Genomic DNA, 20,288 nt, shown 5'->3' with positions numbered 1-20,288 from the left:
CCTAGTCGCCGCCCGGTCGGGCCTCTCCCCGCAGGTGGGCGCGGACGCTCGTCGCGAGCGCCGGGCCGATTCCCGGAACCTCGGCGATCGCGGCCTCGTCGGCGCCGCGAAGCCGTGCGACCGAGCCGAAGTGCGTCAGCAGGGCCTTCACGCGCGCGGGCCCGAGCCCGGGGACCTCGGACAGGATCGAACCGATGTCGCGCTTGCGCCGCTGTCGCTGGTGCGTGATCGCGAACCGGTGCGCCTCGTCGCGGATGCGCTGGAAGAGGAAGAGCGCATCGCTGTTGCGCGGCAGGATGACCGGGAAGTCGGACTCGGGGGTCCAGATCTCCTCGAGTCGCTTGGCGATGCCGCACAGGGAGACGCCCTCGACGCCGGCCTCTCGGAGCGCGCGCTCGGCGGCGGCGACCTGGGGCTGTCCGCCGTCGACGACCAGCAGGTTGGGCCGGTAGGCGAACTTCGCACGGCGCGGCGGCGAGGCCGCGCCATCCGCACCGCCCTCGTCGGCGCCGTTCGCTCCGTCGCCGTTCGCTCGGTCGCCATTCGCGACCGGCTGGGAGAGGTACGCGAGTCTCCGGGTGAGGACCTGGTGGATCGAGTCGGTGTCGTCGGTCGAGTTCGGGATCGTGAACCGCCGGTACTCGTCCTTGCGCGGCAGGCCGTCTTCGAAGACGACCATCGACGCCACGATGTTCGTGCCGCTGAGGTGCGAGACGTCGAAGCACTCGATGCGCAGCGGGGCGTCGGTCATGCCGAGCGCCTCCTGGATGTCCTCCAGCGCCCGCGACCGCGCGGTGAAGTCGGCGCTGCGCCGGGTCTTGTAGAGCATGAGCGATTGCCGGGCGTTCTGCGTCGCAGTGTTGAGCAGCTGCGCCTTCGCACCGCGCTGGGCCACGCGAAGGCTCACGTTGCGACCGGCGAGTCCGCGCAGCCATGCCTCGAGCGCCTCGGCACCGTCGGGCAGCTCGGGCACGACCACCTCACGGGCCGGCGCCTGGCCGTCGCCGTAGGCGTTCTCGACCACGAAGCCGACGAGCTCGCCGAGCGGGACGTCGAGCTCCTTGTCGACCGTCCACGAGCGCTCGCCCCGGATGCGGCCGCCCCGGACCATGAACAGGTGCACCGCGGCCGCGAGCTCGTCGTGCTCGATGCCGTACACGTCGAGGTCGACGCGGTCGCCGAGCACGACCGCGCTCTTCTCGAAGAACGCGGTGGCGGCCTGCAGCTGGTCGCGCTTGCGGGCGGCGGTCTCATAGTCTTGCGCGGCCGACGCGTTGCGCATCTCGCGCTCGAGGTCGCGAACGATGCGAGGGTCCTGGTTCTGCATGAACGCGACGAAACGGTCGACGTTGGCCCGATGCTGCTCGATCGTGACCCTGCCCGAGCAGGGCCCGAAGCAGCGCCCGATCTGGCCCGCGAAGCACGGCTTGCCGGTGGCCATCGCCCGCCGGTAGTCGCTGTCCTTGCAGGTGCGGATCGGGAACAGCTTGATGAGGATCTCGAGCATCTCGGTCACGGCCCACATCTTGGGATACGGGCCGAAGTACCGGGCGCCCGGGATTCCGCGCCTCCGCGAGACCATCGCCCGCGGCGCCTCGTCGGCAAGCGTGACGACCAGGTACGGGTACGACTTGTCGTCCTTGAAGCGGACGTTGAACGGCGGCTTGAGCTCGTTGATCCACGTGATCTCGAGGTTGAGGGCCTCGACGTCGCTCGCGACGACGGTCCATTCGACGGATGCCGCGGTCGTGACCATGCGACGCGTGCGCTCGTGCAGGGTGTGCAGGGGTGCGAAGTAGTTCGACAGCCGCGCGCGGAGGTTCTTGGCCTTGCCGACGTACAGGACCCGGCCCTCGGCGTCGCGGAACCGGTAGACGCCGGGGTCGGTCGGGATCTCCCCCGGCCGCGGCCGATAGGGGACGGTCGTGCGCATCGTCAGCTCGCGGCGACGGCGGGCGGCGCCGCGGCCTCGAAGATCTCGCGCAGGAAGTACCCCGTGTGGCTCTCGTGCACCTCGGCCACCTGCTCGGGCGTGCCCACCGCGACGACTTGGCCGCCACCGGAACCGCCCTCGGGACCGAGGTCGACGATCCAGTCGGCCGACTTGATCACGTCGAGGCTGTGCTCGATGACGATCACCGTGTTGCCCTTGTCGACCAGCTTCCCGAGCACCTTCAGGAGCTTGCGCACGTCCTCGAAGTGGAGGCCGGTGGTCGGCTCGTCGAGCACGTAGACGCTGCGCCCGTTCGAACGGCGCTGCAGTTCGGTCGCGAGCTTGACGCGCTGCGCCTCGCCGCCGGAGAGGGTCGTGGCGCTCTGGCCGAGCTGCACGTACCCGAGGCCGACGTCGACGAGGGTCTTGAGGTAGCGGTGGATCGCCGAGATGGGCTCGAAGAACTCAGCCGCCTCGCTGATCGGCATCTCGAGGACCTCGGCGATGTTCTTGCCCTTGTAGTGCACCTGCAGCGTCTCGCGGTTGTACCGCTGGCCGCCGCAGACCTCGCACGCGACGTAGACGTCGGGGAGGAAGTTCATCTCGATCTTGATCGTGCCGTCGCCCGAGCACGCCTCGCAGCGCCCGCCCTTGACGTTGAAGCTGAACCGGCCGGGAAGGTAGCCCCGCGCCTTCGCCTCGGCGGTCTCGGAGAACAGGGTGCGGATGCGGTCGAACACGCCCGTGTACGTGGCCGGGTTCGACCGGGGGGTACGGCCGATCGGCGCCTGGTCGACGTGCACGACCTTGTCGAGGTGATCGAGCCCGCCGACGCGGCGGTGCTTGCCGGGCACCTTGCGGGCGCCGTTGAGGCGGTTGGCGAGCACCCGGTACAGGATGTCGTTGACGAGCGAGGACTTGCCCGAGCCGCTGACGCCGGTGACGGCCGTGAACGTGCCGAGCGGGAACGCCACGTCGACGTTGCGGAGGTTGTTCGCCTGCGCCCCCTCGACCGTGATCATGCGGTCGGGATCGATCGCCCGGCGCGTCGCCGGGATCGGGATCTCCTTGCGCCCCGCGAGGTAGTCACCCGTGAGGGAACGGGTGTTCTTCACGAGGTCGGCGTAGCTGCCGCTGTGCACGACCGTGCCGCCGTGCACGCCGGCCCCCGGCCCGATGTCGACGATCCAGTCTGCGGTGCGGATCGTGTCTTCGTCGTGCTCGACGACGATGAGCGTGTTGCCGAGGTCGCGGAGTGCGACGAGCGTGTCGATGAGGCGGCGGTTGTCGCGCTGGTGCAGGCCGATGCTCGGCTCGTCGAGCACGTAGAGCACCCCCGTGAGGCCGGACCCGATCTGCGTCGCGAGCCGGATGCGCTGCGCCTCGCCGCCGGAGAGCGTGCCCGCGGCGCGGGCGAGGTCGAGGTAGCTGAGGCCGACGCGGATGAGGAAGTCGAGCCGGAGCTTGATCTCGCGCAGGACCTGCGCCGCGATCGTCTGCTCGCGGTCGGTCAGCTGGAGCCGGTCCATGAACGAGCGGGCGTCGTGGAGGCTGAGGCGGCACACGTCGGCGATCGACGCGTCGTGGATGAGGACGGAGAGCACCTCGGGCTTGAGCCGGTCGCCCTGGCAGACGGGGCAGGGCACCTCGCGGAGGTACTCGGCCCAGCGCGCGCGCTGCACGTCGGTCTCGGCCTGCAGGTACTGCCGCTCGATGTACGGCACGACGCCCTCGAAGCCCGAGGTGTAGCTCATCTCTCGGCCGTAGCGGTTGCGCCACCGCACCTTGACCTCGAAGTTGTCGCCGCGCAGCACCGCGTTGCGCGCCGCCCCGGGCAGTTCCTCCCACGGCGTGTCGAGGGAGAAGTCGAAGTCGCGGGCGAGGCCGTCGAGCAGCTTCTCGTAGTAGTTGTAGAGGCTCTTGCCCTGCGAGGTCCAAGGCAGGATGACGCCCTCGGCGATGCTGAGCGTCGGGTCGCCGAGCAGCAGCTCCTCGTCGACCGACATGCGCGTACCGAGGCCCGAGCACTCGGGGCACGCGCCGAACGGCGCGTTGAACGAGAAGGTGCGGGGCTCGATCTCGGTGAGCGCGATCGGGTGCTGGTTGGGGCAGCTCAGCTTCTCGGAGAAGGTCTGCCACGCGTCGTCGCCCTCGAGGTCGACGTAGTTGATCTGCACGAGGCCGTCGGTCAGCCGCAGCGCGGTCTCGAGCGAGTCGGTGAGCCGGCCGAGCATTTCATCGGATGCCACGAGCCGGTCGATCACGACCGAGATGTCGTGCTTGACCTGCTTCTTCAGCTGCGGCGGCTCGCCGAGGCGGATGACCTCGCCGTCGACGACGGCCCGCGAATAGCCGTGCGAGGAGAGGTCGCGGAAGAGGTCGACGAACTCGCCCTTCTTCTGGGAGACCATCGGGCTGAGGATCTGGAACCGCGTGCCCGCGGGGAGCTCCATGAGCTGGTCGGCGATCTGCTGCACGGTCTGCCGCTGGATGCGCTCACCGCACACTGGACAGTGCGGCACGCCGATGCGCGCCCACAGCAGGCGCATGTAGTCGTAGATCTCGGTGATCGTGCCGACGGTCGATCGGGGGTTGCGGTTCGTGGACTTCTGGTCGATCGAGACCGCGGGGCTCAAGCCCTCGATGAAGTCGACGTCGGGTCGGTCGACCTGGCCCAGGAACTGGCGCGCATACGCCGAGAGCGACTCGACGTAGCGCCGCTGGCCCTCGGCGAAGATGGTGTCGAACGCGAGCGAGGACTTGCCCGAGCCCGAGAGGCCCGTGAAGACGACCATGGCATCGCGCGGGATCTCGACATCGACGTTGCGCAGGTTGTGCACGCGGGCACCGCGGACGCTCAGGCGCGAATGGGCATCGAGACGTGAAACTGGCACCCTACGAGTGTACGAACGCCCTCCGACACTCCGGCTACGATCGCACGTGCCGAGAGCGAACACACGTTCGATTCACGGCACCGCTGCCGGCCGTCGCGCGGCCGCTCCCCCGACGAGGCTCAGCCCAGGTGCCCCGCCTTCTCCATCTGACGCAGCTCGCGCTTGAGCTCGGAGACCTCGTCGCGGAGCCGGGCGGCGAGCTCGAATTTGAGCTCTCCGGCGGCCTCGAGCATCTGGTCGTTGAGGTCGCGGATGAGTTCCTCGAGGTCGTTGGCGCCGGCCGCCGCGATGCCGTCACGACGCATCGGCACGGGCGAGGTCTTCTTCGCGTCGCGCCCGGCGAGCAGCGCCGCCGTGTCGGCCTCCTCGCGCGCGAGCACCTCGGTGATGTCGGCGATGCGCTTGCGGAGCGGAGTGGGGTCGATCCCGTTCACGCGGTTGTACTCGATCTGCTTGTCGCGGCGCCGGTTGGTCTCGTCGATCGCGGAGGCCATCGAGTCGGTCATCACGTCGGCGTACATGTGCACCGCGCCCGAGACGTTGCGCGCGGCACGCCCGATCGTCTGGATGAGCGAGGTCGACGAGCGGAGGAAGCCCTCCTTGTCGGCGTCGAGGATCGCCACGAGCGACACCTCGGGCAGGTCGAGGCCCTCTCGGAGCAGGTTGATGCCCACGAGCACGTCGTACACGCCGGCGCGCAGCTCGGTGAGCAGTTCGACGCGGCGCAGGGTGTCGACGTCGGAGTGCAGGTAGCGCACTCGCACCCCGGCCTCGGTGAGGAAGTCGGTGAGCTCCTCGGCCATGCGCTTGGTGAGCGTCGTGACGAGCACGCGCTCGTCGCGCTCGGCGCGGATGCGGATCTCTTCGAGCAGGTCGTCGATCTGGCCCTTGGACGGCTTCACCACGATCTCGGGGTCGACGAGGCCGGTCGGGCGGATGATCTGCTCGACCACGCCGTCGGCGATGCCGAGCTCGTACTTGCCGGGCGTGGCCGAGAGGTACACCGTCTGGCCGACGCGGGCCTTGAACTCGTCGAACTTGAGCGGGCGGTTGTCGAGTGCACTCGGCAACCGGAACCCGTGCTCGACGAGCGTGCGCTTGCGTGACGCGTCGCCCTCGTACATCGCGCCGATCTGCGGCACGGTCACGTGGGACTCGTCGATCACGATCAGGAAGTCGTCGGGGAAGTAGTCGAGCAGGCAGTGCGGCGCCTCGCCCGGCGCGCGCCCGTCGATGTGCCGCGAGTAGTTCTCGATGCCCGAGCAGAAGCCGATCTGCTCCATCATCTCGAGGTCGAACGTCGTGCGCATGCGCAGCCGCTGCGCCTCGAGGAGCTTGCCCTCGCGCTCGAGCTCCTGCAGCCGCTCGTCGAGCTCGTCGCGGATCGTGCCGATCGCCCGCTGCATCACGTCGGTGCTTGCGACGTAGTGCGAGCCGGGGAAGACCGGCACCGCATCGAGCTTCGCGACCACCGACCCGGTGAGCGGGTGCAGGCTGTACAGCGCCTCGATCTCGTCGCCGAACAACTCGATGCGGATCGCCAGCTCCTCGTAGATCGGGATGATCTCGATCGTGTCGCCGCGAACCCGGAACGTGCCGCGCGAGAAGGCGACGTCGTTGCGCTGGTACTGCATCGACACGAACTTGCGGATCAGCCAATCGCGGTCGACGCGCTGGCCGACCTGCAGCGGCATCATCGCGTTGAGGTACTCTTCGGGCGTACCGAGGCCGTAGATGCACGACACGCTCGAGACCACGACGACGTCGCGCCGGCTCAGCAGGGAGTTCGTGGTCGAGTGCCGCAGCCGCTCGACCTCGGCGTTGATCGAGCTGTCCTTCTCGATGAAGGTGTCGGTCTGCGGGACGTACGCCTCGGGCTGGTAGTAGTCGTAGTACGAGACGAAGTACTCCACGGCGTTGTGCGGCATGAGCTCGCGGAACTCCGTGGCCAACTGGGCCGCGAGGGTCTTGTTGTGCGCGAGCACGAGCGTCGGCCGTTGGACCTGCTCGATGAGCCACGCGGTCGTCGCGGACTTGCCGGTGCCGGTCGCACCGAGCAGCACGACGTCGGTCTCGCCGGCGTTGATCCGGGCGGCGAGCTCGGCGATGGCCTGCGGCTGGTCGCCGCTCGGCGCGTACTCGCTGACGACCTCGAATGGGCGCACGGAACGGGTCGACTGCATGGATTCGAGTCTAGGTCGACCCACCGACACGGGGGCCGGGTACGCCGAGGGCGAAGCGGATGGCGCGGTCGCGCCATCCGTCGGCTACTGCGTCGCCGCGCGTCGCGCGCGATCGATGCGCACCCAGAGGTCGTCGGCCTGGCTCATGGTGTGCGCGAGGGAGCCGCCCGTGTCGATCACGACGTCAGCGACGGCGCGCCGGTCGGCATCGTCGACCTGCGCGTCGACCCGCGCCTCGGCCTGGATCGGGTCGAGCCCGCGTTCCTCGACCAGTCGCCTGACCTGGGTGCGCTTGGGCGCACTCGTCACCACGATGAGGTCGAACGGATGGTCGACCTGCGCCTCGACGAGGAGCGGGACGTCGTACACGACGACCGCGCCGGGATCCTCCTGCTCGGCCTTGGCGATGAGCCGGCCCGACAGCTCGCGCACCGCCGGGTGGACGATGGCGTTCAGGCGAGCGCGCGCATCCTCGTCGTGGAAGACGATCTCGCCGAGTTTCTGCCGGTCGAGCATGCCGTCGTGGTTCAGCACGCCTTCGCCGAACTCGCGGACGATCGCGTCGAGGCACGCGGAGCCCGGCTCGACGACGCGACGCGCGAGCTGGTCGGCATCGAGATGGATGGCGCCGTGCTCGACGAGGCGGCGGGCGACGGTGGACTTTCCGGAGGCGATCCCGCCGGTGAGGCCGATCAGATACACATCCCCCACCCTATCCGTGTGCGACACTCCACCCGAACCGTGAGGGGGCGAGGCGTGCTGGAAGTGCTGACCGCGTCGGGCCTGGCGCTCGCCGCCGGCCTGAACGCGTGGATCCCGCTCATCGTGCTCGGCGCGCTCGACCGGTTCACCGGACTGGTCGAGCTGCCGTCCGGATGGGAGTGGCTCGCGAACGAGTGGGTGCTGCTCATCCTGGTGGTGCTGCTCGTCGTCGAGATCATCGCCGACAAGGTGCCCGGGCTCGACTCGCTGAACGACATCGTGCAGACCGTCGTACGACCCACCGCGGGCGGGCTGGCCTTCGGCTCCGGCGTGGGCGCCTCGACGGCCGCCGTCACGGATCCGGAGGCGTTCTTCGCCTCACCCGACTGGATCCCGGTCGCGATCGGCGTGGTGCTCGCCCTCGGTGTGCACCTCGCGAAGGCCGCCGTCCGCCCGGTCGTGAACGCGTCGACGGCCGGGGTCGGCGCTCCCGTCGTGAGCACGGTCGAGGATGTCGGCAGCGTGTCGCTGTCGTTGCTCGCGATCCTCGCTCCGGTCCTCGTCGTCATCGCACTCGGCGGCATGATCGCGCTCGTGGTCGTCTTCCTGCGCCGGCGACGCGAGCGACGCCGACGAGCGGACTCCCCCGTGCCGGGCTCCTAGCTCCGACGCACCACCGGCCGGCGCGGTCGGCGCACCGGACACCGCGCCGGCCCATGGCCGGAGACGCCGGAAGGCCGGCCCCATCCGGGACCGGCCTTCCGTCTGCGAATGGAGCAGCGACTAGTTGCTCGAGAGCTTCTCGCGCAGCGCCGCGAGCGACGCGTCGTCGGCGAGGGTGCCGGCCGAGGCCGACTCGCTCGTGTACGACGAGGTGCCCGACGAGAACGACTCGTCCGAAGCCTGGGCCGCGAGCGACGCGGCGACCTGCTTCTTGTGCGCCTCCCAGCGAGCCTGGGCGGCAGCGTACTCCTGCTCCCACTTCTCGCGCTGGGCGTCGAAGCCCTCGCGCCACTCGTTGGTCTCGGGGTCGAAGCCCTCGGGGTACTTGTAGTTGCCCTGCTCGTCGTACTCGGTGAGCATGCCGTAGAGCGCCGGGTCGAACTCGGTGCCCTCGGGGTCGACGCCCTCGTTGGCCTGCTTGAGCGAGAGCGAGATGCGGCGACGCTCGAGGTCGATGTCGATGACCTTGACGAAGACCTCCTCGCCCACCGACACGACCTGCTCGGCGAGCTCGACGTGACGGCCCGACAGCTCGGAGATGTGCACGAGGCCCTCGATGCCGTCGGCGACGCGGACGAACGCACCGAACGGCACCAGCTTGGTGACCTTTCCGGGCGTGACCTGGCCGATGGCGTGCGTGCGGGCGAAGACCTGCCACGGGTCCTCCTGCGTCGCCTTGAGCGACAGCGAGACGCGCTCGCGGTCGAGTTCGACGGAGAGCACCTCGACGGTGACTTCCTGGCCGACCTCGACGACCTCGGACGCGTGCTCGATGTGCTTCCACGAGAGCTCCGAGACGTGCACCAGGCCGTCGACGCCGCCGAGGTCGACGAACGCACCGAAGTTGACGATCGACGAGATGACGCCCTTGCGGATCTGACCCGGGTGGAGGTTCTGCAGGAAGGTCGAGCGCGACTCCGACTGGGTCTGCTCGAGCAGCGCACGGCGCGACAGGACCACGTTGTTGCGGTTCTTGTCGAGCTCGAGGATCTTCGCCTCGATCTCCTGGCCGAGGTACGGCGTGAGGTCGCGCACGCGGCGGAGCTCGATGAGCGAGGCGGGCAGGAAGCCGCGGAGGCCGATGTCGACGATGAGGCCGCCCTTGACGACCTCGATGACCGAACCGGTGACGACTCCGTCGTTCTCCTTGATCTTCTCCACGTCGCCCCAGGCGCGCTCGTACTGCGCGCGCTTCTTCGACAGGATCAGACGGCCTTCCTTGTCCTCCTTCTGGAGAACGAGGGCCTCGACGGTGTCGCCGACCTCGACGACCTCGCTGGGGTCGACGTCGTGCTTGATGGAAAGTTCGCGCGAGGGGATGACACCCTCGGTCTTGTACCCGACGTCGAGGAGGACCTCGTCGCGGTCGATCTTCACGACGGTGCCCTCGATGAGGTCGCCGTCGTTGAAGAACTTCAGAGTCTTCTCGACCGCGGCGAGGAAATCGTCAGCAGACCCGATGTCGTTGATCGCGACCTGCTTGGGCGCCTTGGTCGTTGCGGTTGTCATGTAGTGGATGCTCCGTTAATGGACAGAATCAGGCCCGTCGCGGAAAGAGCGTGTTGTTGGGATCCGCGGCGGGCAGGCGGACATGGATGTCACACGAGTGACGCTCCATCCTAGCGGGTTCATTCCCGGCGCGGCAACCGGCGCGTCTCAGCCGCCCAGCGCGCCCCGGAGCGTGTCGAGCCCGACACCGCCGAGCGCGAGCGCCCGCGAATGGAACGAGCGGATGTCGAAGCGCTCGCCCTCGCGGCGGCGGACGTCGTCCCGGAGCTGCTCCCAGATCCGCTGGCCGACCTTGTACGACGGCGCCTGGCCCGGCCAGCCGAGGTAGCGATGCACCTCGAACCGGACGAACTCCGGGGGCATGTTCACGTTCGCACCCATGAACTCGAAGGCGTACTCCCCCGTCCAGGCGCCGAGGCCGTCGGGGCGCGACTTGCCGAGGTGCACGCCGATGTCGAGCACGACGCGCGCCGCGCGCATCCGCTGCCCGTCGAGCATGCCGAGCCGGTCGGCGCGGTCGTCGAGGTAGCCGAGCTCCTCCATGAGCCGCTCGGCGTAGAGCGCCCAGCCCTCGGCGTGCCCCGAGGTGCCGGCGAGCTGTCGGCGCCACGTGTTCAGCTGCCCGCGGTTGACGACCGCCTGGCCGATCTGCAGGTGGTGGCCCGGCACGCCCTCGTGGTAGACCGTGGTCTTCTCGCGCCACGTGTCGAACTCGGTGACGCCCGCGGGCACCGACCACCACATGCGGCCGGGCCGCGTGAAGTCGTCGCTCGGCCCCGTGTAGTAGATCCCGCCCTCCTGGGTCGGCGCGATGCGGCACTCGAGCGTGCGGATCTCCTCGGGGATGTCGAACTGCGTCGCGCCGAGTTCGGCGACCGCCTCATCGCTCGTCTCCTGCATCCAGCGCTGCAGGGCATCCGTGCCCACGAGCTTGCGCGCGGGGTCGGCCTCGAGGTGGGCGATCGCCTCGGCGACCGAGGCCCCGGGCAGGACCTGCCGGGCGACGGACTCCTGCTCGGCGACCATGCGCGCGAGCTCCTCGATGCCCCATTCGTAGGTCTCGTCGAGGTCGATCGTCGCACCGAGGAACCTTCGGGACTGGAGGGCGTACGCATCGCGGCCGACTGCATCCTCCTGGGTCGCGCGCGGCGCGAGCTCGCGCTCGAGGAACTCGGCCAGTCGGTCGTAGGCGGATGCCGCGGCCGCGGCGTTCGCGTCGAGCTCGCGTCGCAGCGCATCGCCCGCGATCCCGTCGGCGCCCTCCACGAACGCCGGGAAGAACCCGTCGGCACGAGCGGTGCGCCGCGCCTGCTGGGCGACCTCGCGGACCTGCCGGACCGCGGGCACGACGCCGCGCTCGATGCCGAGCCGGAGCGTCTCGACGTAGCCGTCGATCGCGGCGGGCACCGCGGCGAGGCGCTCGGCGATGCGCGCCCACTCTTCGGTGCCGGTCGTCGGCATGAGGTCGAAGACGTCGCGGATCTCCTGGGCGGGGCTCGCGATCACGTTGAGGTCGCGCAGGTGGAGTGCTGCGGCGTCGCTCTCGAGCGCGAGCTCGAGCTGGCTGCCGAGGTCGGCGACCGTGATGCGGTCGACATCGTCGGCAGGCGTCGCGGCGCCCAGGGCCGCGAGCGCCGCCCGGACGGCCTCGACCCGCGCGGCGTGGCCCCCCGGCGAGAAGTCGGGCATCCGGTGGTCGTGTTCGGTCCGGCCGATGTACGTCGCGGTCGCGGGATCGAGGGCGACGAGGGTGTCCACCCACTCCTCGGCGACGCGGTCGACCTCGGTGGGGGTGCGCTCTGGGGTGGCCATGCGCGCGAGCCTAGACGAGCGGATGGCACGCCCGCGAACCTGCGAGCAGTCCTCGGCTTGCTCGACGCACGCGCGCCCGCCTCAGTGCGCGGCGTCCTCCCAGTCGCGTCCCCTGCCCACCTGGACGTCGAGCGGCACGAGCAGGTCGGCGGCGTGCGACATGCGGTCGTGCACGATCGCCTCGACCTCGTCGCCCTCGCCCGCGGCGACCTCGAAGATGAGCTCGTCGTGCACCTGCATGAGCATGCGCGATCGCAGCTCGCGTGCCTGCAGCTCGCGCTCGACGCCGATCATCGCGAATTTCATGATGTCGGCCGCCGACCCCTGGATCGGCGCGTTGAGCGCGGCGCGCTCGGCGTTCTCGCGCAGCACCCGGTTCGGGCTGTTGAGGTCGGGGAACGGACGGCGTCGGCCGAAGATCGTCTCGGTGTAGCCGTCGACCTTCGCCTGCCCCACGACCCCGCGGAGGTAGTCGCGCACCGCGCCGAACCGCTCGAAGTAGTCCTTCATGAGCTGGGTGGCCTCGGCGCGGTCGATGCGCAGCTGCTTCGAGAGGCCGAACGCGCTGAGGCCGTACGCGAGCCCGTACGACATCGCCTTGACCTTGGTGCGCATGAGCGGCGTCACATCGGACGGGTCGACGTCGAAGATGCGGGCGCCGACGAATCGGTGGAGGTCCTCCCCGGAATGGAACGCCTCGATCAGGCCGGGATCCTGCGAGAGGTGCGCCATGATGCGCATCTCGATCTGCGAGTAGTCGGCCGTGAGCAGCTCGGCGTAGTCGCGCCCGTAGGTGAAAGCCGCCCGGATGCGACGGCCCTCCTCGGTGCGGACGGGGATGTTCTGCAGGTTCGGGTCGGTCGACGAGATGCGACCGGTGGTCGTGCCGACCTGCACGTAGCTCGTGTGCACGCGGCCGTCGGACTGGATCGACTTGTCGAGCGCATCGACGATCTGCCGCAGCTTCGTCGCGTCGCGGTGCTCGAGCAGCAGGCCGAGGAACGGGTGCGGATGCGACTCCTGCAGGTCGGCCAGTGCACCGGCGTCGGTGGAGTACCCCGTCTTGGTCGCGCGCGTCTTCGGCATGCCGAGCTGGTCGAAGAGCACCTCCTGCAGCTGCTTCGGCGAGCCGAGGTTCACCTGGCGACCGATCTCGGCGTAGGCGGACTCGGCGAGCGTTGCGGCCCGCTCCCCCAGCTGCCCGGACAGTTCGGCGAGCCGGTCGTGCTCGACCGTCACGCCGCGCAGCTCCATCTCGGCGAGGATCGAGACGATCGGGATCTCGATGTCGGCGAGGACGCGGCGGGACCCCTCGGACAGGGCCGCGAGCACGACGGGTGCAACCCGGAGCGAGTACCAGGCGAACTCGGGCGCACCGGCCGTGGAGTCGGCGTCGGGCACGAGCTGCGCCGGATCGGCCATCGGCACGGTCTCGCCGAGGTACCGCGACACGAGGTCGGGGAGGTCCTTCTCGGCCAGGCTCGGCCGGATGAGCCAGCCCGCGATGAGGGTGTCGACCACGAGGCCGTCGAACGCGAGCCCCGATCTGCGCATCGCCTTGAGCTGCGGCTTCGCGTCGGTCATGACCTTCGGGGCGTCGCTCGCCAGCCACCGCTCGAACGGCTCGAGGTCGGCGGTGCCCGCGCTCCACGCGAGCTGCACCGACTCGGTGGTCGAGGCGACCCCGGCGCCGATGACCTTGCCGTCGAGCGTCTCGAGGCTCAGGCCGAGGCCCGCGGGCTCGGCGGCGGTGACCCGCTCGAACCAGGCGTCGAGCTCCGCCCCGCGGAGCGCCTGCGGCGCCGGAGCGGTCGCCGCCGGCACCGCCTCGGCCGCGAGCGCCGCCGTGCCGTCGGCCGTGAGGCCGTTCGACTCGGCCGCCATCTTGGTCACCCGCTCGAGCAGCGTCTTGAACTCGAGCCGGTCGAACAGCTCGCGCACGGCCGCCTCGTCCATCGGCTGCGCCGCGAGATCTGGCACGTCGACGTCGAGCTCGAGGTCGCGCACGAGCCGGTTGAGCCGGCGGTTGCGGATCGCGTTCTCGCGCTCGCGCCGCAGGTTGTCGCCGACGACGCCCTTGATCTCGTCGATGTGCTCGAGGATGCCGTCGAGGCTGCCGTACAGGCCGAGCCACTTGACGGCGGTCTTCTCGCCGACCTTGGTGATGCCGGGGAGGTTGTCGCTGGTCTCGCCGACGAGCGCCGCGATATCGGGATACTGCTCGGGCCGCACGCCGTAGCGCTCGAGCACCGCGTCGGCGTCGTACCGCTTCAGCTGCGACACGCCCTGCACGTTCGGGTAGAGCAGCGTGACGTCGTCGTCGACGAGCTGGATGGTGTCGCGATCGCCCGAGACGACGAGCACGTCGTACCCCTCGGCCTTGCCGCGCGTGGCGAGCGTCGCGAGGATGTCGTCGGCCTCGTAGTCCTCCTTCTCGAGCACCGTGATGCGCATGGCCCGCAGCGCATCTTTCAGCAGCCCGATCTGGCCCTTGAACTCGGGCGGCGTCTCGCTCCGGTTCGCCTTGTACTCGGTGTACTCGCGCGTTCGGAACGAGTGCCGCGAGGTGTCGAACGCGACGGCCAGGTGCGTGGGCTTCTCGTTGCGCAGCAGCATGAGCAGCATCGACAGGAAGCCGTGGATGGCGTTGGTGTGCTGGCCGTCGCGCGTGCTGAAGCTGTCGACGGGCAGCGCGTAGAAGGCGCGGTAGGCCAGGGAGTGGCCGTCGACGACGAGGAGGGTGGGCTTTTCGGGGGTGGGGTCCGACACCCCCCAAGACTACAAGCGGCCACCGACGTCCCCGTGGCCGCCGAGGCGTCGCGGCGGGGGCCCGTCAGCCGTCCGCGGACCGCCGCGCCGCGTCGAGCAGGATGCGCCGTTCGGCCGCTGCGACGACGCGACGCGTCCGCTCCGCCGCATCCGGGTTCACCGAGATCGAGTCGATGCCGAACCGCACCAGGTGCTCCGCGAACGAGGGCGTGTTCGACGGCGCCTGGCCGCAGAGCGAGCTCGTGATGCCCGACGCCCGGCACGCCGCGATGATCCGCTCGATGGCGTCGAGCACGGCCGCGTCGGACTCGTCGAACAGCTCGGCGCACACCTCGGAGTCGCGGTCGACGCCGAGCATGAGCTGCGTGAGGTCGTTCGAGCCGATCGAGACCCCGTCGATGCCCATCGCGGCATACTCGGGGATCCGGTACACGATCGAGGGCACCTCGGCCATGACCCAGCGCTTCAGCCCGCGCTGGCGGCCGAGCGGGCTCGCGTCGATGAGCTCGAGGCACGCCTCCAGCTCCCACCGGGTGCGGACGAACGGCAGCATCACGTGCAGGTTCGGCGTCTCGTCGCGCACGCGAGCGAGGAGCTCGAGTTCGAGCATGAAGAGCTCGGGCTCCTTCACGTACCGGTACGCGCCCCGGTACCCGATCATGGGGTTGTTCTCCTGCGGCTCGAACCGGTCGCCGCCCTCGAGTCCGCGGAACTCGTTGGTGCGGAAGTCGATCGTCCGATAGACGACCGGACGGCGCCCGAACGCGCGCGTCACCTCGAGCAGCGATCCGGTCATCCGGCGGATGAACTCCTCGCGCTGCCCGCGGGCGAGCATCTCGCGCGGGTGCAGGCCGCCGAGCGCGTCGGTGATCATGAACTCCGCGCGCAGCAGGCCCACCCCGTCGACGTCCTGCGCGGCGACGTCCGCGGCGCGCTCGGCGATCGCGAGGTTGACGTAGAGCTTCGTCGCGAGCGACTCGGGCGCTGCCGGCGCGCGCACCTCCGAGACGACGGCCGCAGGCCCGGGTGCGACGGATGTCGCGACATCCGCCCCCTCGATGATCTCGCCCTTCGCACCGTCGACCGTGACCATCTCGCCGTCGCGCAGCACCGACGTCGCCGTGCGCGCACCGACCACCGCGGGAACGCCGAGCTCGCGCGCGACGATGGCGGCGTGGCAGGTCATGCCGCCCCCGTCGGTGACGACCGCCCCGGCGCGGCGCATCGTCGGCACCCAGTCGGGATTCGTCATCGGCGCGACGAGGATCTCGCCCGCCTGCAGCGCGGCGCCCTCTGCCGGGGCCTGCAGGATGCGGACGCGCCCCGACACGCGGCCCGGCGCCGCCGCGAGCCCGCGGAGCAGTACCGTGCCGACCGGCGGGCCACCGCCGAGCGTGGTGACCGGTCGCGACTGCAGCATCCACAACCGCCCGCCCGAGTACGCCCACTCGGTGTCCTGCGGCTCGCCGTAGTGCGCCTCGACGCGCAGGCCCAGGGCGGCGACCTCGAGTACCTCGGCATCCGAGAGCACGCGCGCATCGGCCGACGCCGGATCGAGATCGTCGCGCTGCACCGTGCCGTCGTCGGCGGCCACGAGCCGGTGCGACTGGCGCCCGACGCGGACCGACAGCATCCGCGGGCCGTCCTTGGCGACGATGTACGTGTCGGGCTCGACCGCGCCCGACACGACGACCTCGCCCAGGCCGAGCGCGGCCTCGATCACGAGCCGGTCGCGCGCGCCGGTCGACGGGTCCACGGTGAACATCACGCCCGAGCGGTCGGAGACGACCTGCGTCTGGACGACGACCGCGAGCTCCGGCTCCTCGTCCATGTGCTGGCTGGCGCGGTACGAGATGACGCGATCGCCGTAGAGCGACGCCCAGCAGTCGCGCACGCGCGCGATCACCGCGTCGTCGCCGACCACGTTGTTGTAGGTCTCGTGCATGCCCGCGAACGAGGTCCCCTCGGCGTCCTCGGAGGTCGCCGACGAGCGGACCGCGACCGCGATGCCCTCGCCGAGCCGGTGGTACTCGTCGAGGATCGCCGCGCGGACCTCGTCGGGGACGTCGATCCCGCCGACCGTCTCCCGAAGGGCCGCGGCCGCGCTCGCGAGCGCGGCCGGGTCGTCGACCGCCCGAGCCGCGGCCCGGAAGTCGTCGAGCAGTCGCTGCCGGACCCCCGCCCCGTCGACCGCGCGCAGGTACGCCTCGGCGGTGACGACGAAGCCGGGCGGGATCGGCAGCCCGGCGGAGGTCATCTCGCCGAGATTCGCTCCCTTGCCGCCGACGACCGGGGCGTCGCCGAGCCGTACCTCCTCGAACCGGCTGACCAGCCTGGACGTCTCGTCGTGCAGCATGCGTGTACCCCCGCTTCGAACGGAACCGGGCGGTTCCGCCCGGGATACACCCACACTCGCCCGGACGCCGGGCTCGGCCTAGGGCCGGAGGGCCTACTTCTTCGGCGCGAGCTGCTCGATGATGGCCTGCGAGACGTCCTTCATGGTCAGCCGGCGGTCCATCGAGGCCTTCTGGATCCAGCGGAACGCCTCGGGCTCGGTCAGGCCCATCTTCTCGTTGAGCAGGCCCTTCGCCCGGTCGACGAGCTTGCGCGTCTCGAAGCGCTCGACCAGGTCGCCGACCTCGGCCTCGAGCGCGATGATCTGCGCGTGGCGGGCCAGGGCGATCTCGATCGCGGGCAGGAGGTCGTTGGGCGTGAACGGCTTCACGACGTAGGCGAGTGCGCCCGCCTCGCTCGCGCGCTCGACGAGCTCCTTCTGGCTGAACGCCGTGAGGAGCACGACCGGGGCGATGTGGCCCTTCGAGAGCCGCTCCGCAGCCGAGATGCCGTCGAGCTGCGGCATCTTCACGTCCATGATGACCAGGTCGGGTCGCAGTTCGGTGGCGAGCTGGACCGCGGTCTCGCCGTCTCCGGCCTCGCCGACCACCTCGTAGCCGTTGTCGCGCAGGATCTCGACGATGTCGAGGCGGATGAGCGACTCGTCCTCCGCGACGACGACGCGTCGCGGTGCCGGCTGGGTGTCTTCGGTGTCTGTCACGCAGGAAAGCCTACGGTATTCTGGCCGAGGCCTCCGGGCCGGTGTGGCGGAATGGCAGACGCGGAGCACTCAAAATGCTTTGCCCGAAAGGGCGTGTGGGTTCGACCCCCACCACCGGCACCGCACTCCCTCGCGCGTGTCGTCCGCGGGCGGTCAGGCCGCGGACGGCCCGATCCCGATGACGAGGCAACCCGCGTCCGCGTCCCAGTCCGCATGCGTGTCGAGCGCGCCACAGCGCCGCACCATCTCCTCGGCGGCCTCCCGGGCGTGCCGGCGCGCGAGGCGGACGCGACATCCGTCGATCTCGGTCGGATGCAGCCGCAGCTCGACGGGCGTCGCCCCCTCGGTGCGGAGCACGAAGACGAACGAGCGGTCGTTGCGTTCGACGGGGTCGACCGCGTAGTCGTCGACGAAGTCCCCCGCGCTGTGGAGGATCGGGCGGCCGCGGATCACCTCGACGCCCCGCACGATGTGCGGCGAGTGCCCGAACACGACGTCGGCGCCCGCCTCCACGAGGGCGCGCGCGAACGCCCGGTGCGATCGCGGCACGTCCACGCCCCAGTTGCCGCCCCAGTGCGCGGACACGATCAGCAGGTCGACGGCCCCCCTCGCGCGGGCCACCGCATCCAGGATCGCCGCCGCACGATGGTCGCGCGGATCCACCGGCGCGAAATGCACGCCGGGATCGGCGGGCCCCGCGGCCCACCCGGGCTCGTTGTCGGTGAAGGCGATCATCCCGATCGTCAGGCCCCCGCGCGACACGACGGCGGTCCGCCGTGCGGCGTCCAGGTCGGGCCCGGCGCCGGCGTAGCGGATGCCGTGGTCGTCGAGCGTCGCGAGCGTGGCCAGCGCCGCCTCGACGCCGAAGTCGAGCACGTGGTTGTTCGCGACCGAGACGAGTCCGAACCCGGCCGCCTCGAGGCTGGCGACCGCGTCCGGGTCGGCGCGGAAGTGGAACACCTTGCCGGGCCACGGGCGTCCGTCGTCGGACAGCACGAACTCGAGGTTGCCGACGAGCAGGTCGGCCCGGCGCAGCAGTGGCAGCGTGTCGCCCCACGGGAACGCCGCCGGCCGACGGCGCAGCTCGTCCGCGACGAGCCGCCCGAGCATCACGTCGCCGACGAACGCGATCTCCATGGCTGCCATCATGCGCCCCCGGCCCGCCGGACGCCATGCCCCGGAGCACGCCGGAGGCCCGGCCATCCGCTCGGACGACCGGGCCCCTGACAGCGAGCTGCTAGAGCACCTCGCCGACGACGTGCACGCGCACGTCGTTCGTGGTGCCGGGGATCCCGGGAGGGGACCCCGAGATGATGACGACCTTCTCGCCCGCCACGGCCTTGCCGGTGCGCGCGAGCCACTCGTCGACCTGGCCGACCATCTGGTCGGTGTGCGTCACGCGGTCGACCACGAACGACTCGACACCCCAGTTCAGGGCCATGCGACGACGGATGTCGGGGTACGGCGTGAACGCGAGGATCGGGATGATGCTGCGCAGGCGCGACATCCGTCGGACGGACTCGCCCGTCTCGGTGAACACGCACAGGTACTTCGCCTCGACGAAGTCGGCGACCTCGACCGCGGCGAGCGTGATCGCGCCGGCCTGCGTGCGGGGCTTCGTGCCGAGCGGCGCGATGCGGTGCAGGCCGTGCTGCTCGGTCGACTCGATGATGCGCGCCATGGTCTTCACGGTCTGCACGGGATACTCGCCCACGCTCGTCTCGCCCGAGAGCATGACCGCGTCGGCGCCGTCGAGGATGGCGTTCGCGACGTCGGACGTCTCGGCGCGGGTGGGGACGGGCGCGTGGGTCATCGACTCGAGCATCTGCGTCGCGACGATGACGGGCTTCGCCAGTCGACGGGCGATCTCGATCGCGCGCTTCTGGACGATCGGCACCGCCTCCAGCGGGAGCTCGACGCCGAGGTCGCCGCGGGCGACCATGATGCCGTCGAACGCCTCGACGATGTCTTCGAGGGCGTCGACGGCCTGCGGCTTCTCGATCTTCGCGATCACCGGCAGGCGGCGGCCCTCCTCGGACATGATCGCGTGCACGCGGTCGATGTCGGCGGCGTTGCGCACGAAGGACAGCGCGATGATGTCGGCGCCGAGCTGGAGGGCCCAGCGCAGGTCGGCCTCGTCCTTCTCGGAGAGCGCCGGCACGTTCACCGCGACGCCCGGGAGGTTGATGCCCTTGTTGTTCGACACGGGACCGGCCACGACGACCTTGGTGGTCACGACCGTGCCGTCGGTCTCCAGGACCTCGACGCGGACCTTGCCGTCGTCGATCAGGAGGTGGTCGCCGGCCTCGACGTCGTGGGGCAGGCCCTTGAACGTGGTGCCCACGATCTCCTTGGTGCCGAGGATCTCCTCGGTCGTGATCTTGAAGATGTCGCCCTCGGCGAGCTCGTGGGGCCCGTCGGCGAACTTGCCGAGGCGGATCTTCGGGCCCTGCAGGTCGACGAGCACCGCCACCGCACGACCGGAGTCGTTGGCCGCCTTGCGCACGTTCTGGTAGACGCCCTCGTGCACGTCGTAGCTGCCGTGGCTGAGGTTCATGCGGGCGACGTCGACGCCCGCATCGATGATCGCGCGGATCTGCTCGTAGCTGGACGTGGCCGGCCCGAGCGTGGCGACGATCTTCGCTCTTCTCATGTGGTGTCTGCTCCAGTGGGTTGCGCGCCGTAGCGCTGATACGGACTCGTCGGGC

Annotated in this window: 12 protein-coding genes and 1 tRNA gene; 2 read left to right on the top strand and 11 right to left on the bottom strand. The window is 70.4% G+C overall.

All coding sequences use genetic code 11. The annotated features are described in order from the left end of the window. Position 1: 1 nt before the first annotated feature. The 4 genes from uvrC to coaE all read right to left on the bottom strand — a co-directional run bounded on the left by uvrC (position 2) and on the right by coaE (position 7,712). The gene (gene uvrC / locus AC3RKB_RS16850) at positions 2–1,933 is read right to left on the bottom strand and encodes an excinuclease ABC subunit UvrC (protein WP_491437389.1); all 1,932 of its coding nucleotides are present in this window, start codon (positions 1,931–1,933) and stop codon (positions 2–4) included. A gap of 2 nt (positions 1,934–1,935) precedes the next feature. After that, positions 1,936–4,827, bottom strand: a complete 2,892-nt coding sequence (gene uvrA, locus AC3RKB_RS16845; protein WP_491437388.1) for an excinuclease ABC subunit UvrA — start codon at positions 4,825–4,827, stop codon at positions 1,936–1,938. A 119-nt stretch (positions 4,828–4,946) separates the two neighbouring features. Beyond that, complete coding sequence (gene uvrB / locus AC3RKB_RS16840; RefSeq protein WP_491437387.1) at positions 4,947–7,010, bottom strand: excinuclease ABC subunit UvrB; 2,064 nt, start codon at positions 7,008–7,010, stop codon at positions 4,947–4,949. 84 nt (positions 7,011–7,094) lie between these two features. Next, positions 7,095–7,712 (bottom strand): dephospho-CoA kinase, encoded by a 618-nt coding sequence (gene coaE / locus AC3RKB_RS16835; protein ID WP_491437386.1) that lies wholly within the window; start codon positions 7,710–7,712, stop codon positions 7,095–7,097. 54 nt (positions 7,713–7,766) lie between these two features. Here coaE and AC3RKB_RS16830 point away from each other — a divergent pair, with 54 nt between their 5' ends. Continuing rightward, positions 7,767–8,375 carry a DUF4126 domain-containing protein gene (locus AC3RKB_RS16830; RefSeq protein WP_491437385.1) on the top strand — a complete coding sequence of 203 codons (609 nt, stop codon included), beginning with the start codon at positions 7,767–7,769 and terminating at the stop codon, positions 8,373–8,375. Positions 8,376–8,495: 120 nt separating this feature from the next. Here the strand turns inward: AC3RKB_RS16830 and rpsA are convergent, their stop codons facing one another. The 5 genes from rpsA to AC3RKB_RS16805 form a co-directional block, all read right to left on the bottom strand. Further along, a complete protein-coding gene (rpsA, locus tag AC3RKB_RS16825; RefSeq protein ID WP_491437384.1) occupies positions 8,496–9,944 on the bottom strand; it encodes a 30S ribosomal protein S1 in 1,449 nt (482 codons plus the stop codon). Between the two features lie 147 nt (positions 9,945–10,091). After that, positions 10,092–11,756: a DUF885 domain-containing protein gene (locus AC3RKB_RS16820; RefSeq protein ID WP_491437383.1), complete on the bottom strand. Its 1,665-nt coding sequence runs from the start codon at positions 11,754–11,756 to the stop codon at positions 10,092–10,094. 81 nt (positions 11,757–11,837) lie between these two features. Next, positions 11,838–14,525, bottom strand: a complete 2,688-nt coding sequence (gene polA / locus AC3RKB_RS16815) for a DNA polymerase I (protein WP_491437382.1) — start codon at positions 14,523–14,525, stop codon at positions 11,838–11,840. A gap of 64 nt (positions 14,526–14,589) precedes the next feature. Next, a complete protein-coding gene (ppsA, locus tag AC3RKB_RS16810) occupies positions 14,590–16,881 on the bottom strand; it encodes a phosphoenolpyruvate synthase (RefSeq protein ID WP_491437381.1) in 2,292 nt (763 codons plus the stop codon). 93 nt (positions 16,882–16,974) lie between these two features. Next, positions 16,975–17,580 (bottom strand): ANTAR domain-containing response regulator, encoded by a 606-nt coding sequence (locus AC3RKB_RS16805; protein ID WP_129233325.1) that lies wholly within the window; start codon positions 17,578–17,580, stop codon positions 16,975–16,977. A gap of 37 nt (positions 17,581–17,617) precedes the next feature. Between AC3RKB_RS16805 and AC3RKB_RS16800 the strand changes: the two genes are divergently transcribed. Next, positions 17,618–17,700 (top strand) — tRNA-Leu (locus tag AC3RKB_RS16800). A 33-nt stretch (positions 17,701–17,733) separates the two neighbouring features. On the opposite strand, the gene AC3RKB_RS16795 is transcribed toward AC3RKB_RS16800, so the two are convergent. Next, positions 17,734–18,717: a CapA family protein gene (locus AC3RKB_RS16795; protein ID WP_491437380.1), complete on the bottom strand. Its 984-nt coding sequence runs from the start codon at positions 18,715–18,717 to the stop codon at positions 17,734–17,736. Positions 18,718–18,817: 100 nt separating this feature from the next. After that, on the bottom strand, positions 18,818–20,233 hold the full coding sequence (gene pyk, locus AC3RKB_RS16790) for a pyruvate kinase (RefSeq protein WP_491437379.1): 1,416 nt from the start codon (positions 20,231–20,233) through the stop codon (positions 18,818–18,820). Positions 20,234–20,288 lie beyond the last annotated feature (55 nt).

This window comes from Agromyces capsici (assembly GCF_058349965.1).
Note: the sequence above shows the minus strand (reverse complement) of the source record. Positions and strands in the feature narration are given on the sequence as shown.